This window comes from Micromonospora sp. PRAS1 (genome assembly GCF_059553435.1).
Genome location: NZ_JCANNB010000134.1, coordinates 1 through 262, shown reverse-complemented (window position 1 = coordinate 262; position 262 = coordinate 1). Strand labels below are relative to the sequence as shown.

At 67.6% G+C, this 262-nt stretch carries 1 protein-coding gene; it reads right to left on the bottom strand.

The features are described 5' to 3' along the window. Positions 1–244: acyltransferase domain-containing protein (locus AC507J_RS32420; protein WP_496294396.1), on the bottom strand; the 244-nt coding region annotated here is incomplete at its 3' end. Between the last annotated feature and the right edge of the window lie 18 nt (positions 245–262).

The window sequence follows — 262 nt, the reverse complement described above, 5'->3', positions numbered from 1 at the left end:
CCCGCGGCGACAACCCCGCCAGATCCCGAACCAAACGCTCCCGCAACACCTCCACATGCGCAGAATGCGACGCGTAATCCACCGCGATCCGACGAACCCGCACCCCCTCACCCTCCAACACCGCCAACAACGACACCACCGCATCCACATCACCAGAAACCACCGTCGACGCCGGCCCATTCACCGCCGCCACCGACACACCCGACATCAACCGCGCCCGCACCACCTCCACCGGCAACCCCACCGACGCCATCGCACCCCC